The 2,205-nt window shown below is 51.3% G+C and carries 2 protein-coding genes; both read right to left on the bottom strand.

What is annotated here, in order from left to right; all coding sequences use genetic code 11:
- Positions 1–281: 281 nt before the first annotated feature.
- Positions 282–707, bottom strand: coding sequence for a photosystem I reaction center subunit II (psaD, locus tag ACJ2PR_RS35675; protein ID WP_446858585.1), 426 nt, complete (start codon positions 705–707; stop codon positions 282–284).
- A 90-nt stretch (positions 708–797) separates the two neighbouring features.
- Positions 798–2,205: GAF domain-containing sensor histidine kinase (locus ACJ2PR_RS35670; protein WP_446880607.1), on the bottom strand; the 1,408-nt coding region annotated here is incomplete at its 5' end.

Here is a 2,205-nt window from a genome sequence, read left to right as displayed (position 1 = left end):
AGTATTGGTCAATACCCGTACTCACTTGATTCATCCCTTTGTTCAGCAACGCCGAATTGTTTTGGGGCGGGGATTGAAATTTTGTCTTAAAGTCCCCCAGATTGGGGGGTTGGGGGGCAGAAGCACCAAACAACGCAGCGAAAAAACTTCGTCGATCGTACCCCTTCATCTAACCTGAACCCAATGCAAACGATCGCTTCATTCCTTTAAAACACCAAGGAGCCAAAATCCAGACGAATGCCGAATTCTGACTCCTGAGCAAAGATCAACCGATCGACAAGTTAAGGGTCGTAAGATTTGCGACTGCTGAACTTGATCTTGGCCGCTTCGGTGTTTGCGCCAATGTTGCGAGGAACGCTATTGACGGCCACGCGACCTGGATTTACTTTTTCGGGGAAGACACCATCGTTAGGATGCAAATACTGAATCTCACCGTTGGGGAAAATCCGGTAGATCTTGTAGTTGGTGATCTTAAACTTGGCGCGGAGTTGTTGTCCACCTAAGGCGATCGCATATTCCTTACGGGCAAGATACAGCAGGTTGTCGCCTTGACGCATCGTTGCAGCACCGCCTGTAGGAAGCTCAAATACCTGTTCTTTGGGGCTAGTCCAGGTAATGGCATATTTCTCTTCGACTAGGGCTTTGGTCAGTAGTCCGCCTGTCCCGCCACCGAACAAGGGCGATTGTCCAGTAAGAGTTTCTGTCATAGGTCACGCTCTAAACGTTTTTAGGCATCCTATCACCTGGGCTTGACCTTGTTTGATGAACTGTAACAGTTGTTAGCAATTAGAGAGTATCTAATCGCGCTTCTGCGATCGCCCTCTCACGTTTGACGGCCGCTCCTCGCTGGTGGGGACGACGGGAATCGTAAAGTGAAATTCTGTCCCTCGATCTTTGCCGTCTGATTCTGCCCAAATTTTGCCGCCCCAGCCTGCGATGATCTGGCGACAGATGGCCAGTCCCAATCCGGTGCCGCCTGTGGTTCGCCGTAAGGCTCCTTCTTCTTGATAGAAGCGATCGAATACGGTTTCCAGCCGATTGCGCTCGATGCCGCGTCCCGTATCTGCGACGGTAACTTGTAGCATTTTGCCGCCACTGCGCTTGGCCTGAATCGTGACGCTGCCTTTAGAATCGGTAAACTTGCAGGCGTTGTCTAGCAATTTAGAAATGACTTCGACGAGCCATTCGCCATCCACTTGCACGAGCGGCAGTTCGGCGGGTAGCTCATTGTGGATTTGGGGCAAAGGATTTTCAAACCGTCTTGCTTGAAGGCTACTCATTGCTAGATAGACGCATTCATCCAGCGGCAAAGGTTCTAAGCGCCATTCGACTCGCCCACTTTCTAATCGCGAGAGGGTGAGAAAATCTTGAATTAGCTTTCTCATACGATCGGCATCCGTCAGCGCAGAATTCAACATCACCTGACGCAAATCGGCTGACATGTCTGGCTCAGTGGCGAGACTTTCGAGACAGACTTGAATCGTCGATAGGGGCGTTCGCAGTTCGTGTCCAGTAATGGCGATCAGGTTGCTGCGGGTGCGATCGAGCGCTTCTAGCTGCTGGTTGAGATCTTCCAGGTTGGCGTAGGATTCGGCTTGAATTAGGGCAACGCCGATTTGAGTGGCGATCGCTTCCACCATCTCTAGTTCGTGGCGCTCTAATTTGTGAGGCGTGGCGTTGCAGTAGTGCAGTTCGACCATGCCCAGCAGTTGATTTTGATTGAGAACAGGCACCATCAGCCACGATCTCACCTGCCGCCCTTGCGCCAATGTTTGGAAGGGTTGAGTCAAGCGATCGTCGGTTTCGGTGTCCTCAGCATAGACAGGCTCTTGTTTTTGTAGCACTTCTTGAAAGAGGGGATTTGCCTGCAATAGCCAGGTTTCACCCAACAGCGACGTGGAACATTGAAACCCGTTCATCGGCTTCCTGGCTTTTCCGTTTCCTAGCTCCTCGGCTCCTCGACTGCCCAAAAACTCATACTCCAAAATAGCCGTTGCGTCAGTGGCTTTGCAGCGATAGATCAGACAGCGCCCCGCATTGAGAACTTGCCCCAACTCCCGAACGGCGACATTGAGGATTTCATCAGGGTTGAGCGATCGGCGCACTGCTGCGGTAATGGAATTGATCAATCGTTCTTTGCGTTCTTTTTCGGCGATCGATCGATAGGCTTTAGAAAGCTTGTACTGTCCGGCTTGTAGATAGGTC

It is taken from the genome of Phormidesmis sp. 146-33, from assembly GCF_052939515.1.
Note: the sequence above shows the minus strand (reverse complement) of the source record. Positions and strands in the feature narration are given on the sequence as shown.

Excerpts from the sequence above, each read along its gene's own strand:
- psaD (WP_446858585.1), bottom strand. The coding sequence starts at position 707 with ATGACAGAAACTCTTACTGGACAATCGCCCTTGTTCGGTGGCGGGACA.